Origin of the sequence: Variovorax sp. LG9.2 (genome assembly GCF_035018885.1) — a bacterium.
In the GTDB taxonomy this organism is placed as follows: Bacteria; Pseudomonadota; Gammaproteobacteria; order Burkholderiales; family Burkholderiaceae_C; genus Variovorax.
Map to the genome: position 1 here is coordinate 1 of NZ_JASJXB010000123.1, position 331 is coordinate 331.

General features: G+C 63.4%; 1 pseudogene. It reads right to left on the reverse strand.

Annotation, left to right across the window (positions count from 1 at the left end):
• A pseudogene (locus tag QN413_RS27190) lies at positions 1 to 331 on the reverse strand (IS5/IS1182 family transposase); the annotation flags it as partial.

The window sequence follows — 331 nt, forward strand, 5'->3', positions numbered from 1 at the left end:
GGCGGTTGTCCGAGAGGGTGTGGCCCATGTAGCGCATCTGGCTGGCGGTCTTGCCCTTGCGGTACAGCCGCGCATCGCCATCGGTGCGCGATGCGTGGGTGTCGTTGCTGCGGGTCTGACCCTGGAAGCTGGTGCGACCGGTTGCGTTGTTGCCGGCATCATCAGCGTCGCCGCCATCCTTGCGCACAAAGCTGCGGTGGCTGGCCCACGCTTGAATGAGGGTGCCGTCGACGCTGAAGTGCTCGCCCGACAAACAGCCTTTGCGACCGATAGTTTCAACTATGGGGTTGAACAGCTCGATGATCGCGTCGTGCGCAATGAGCCGCTTGCG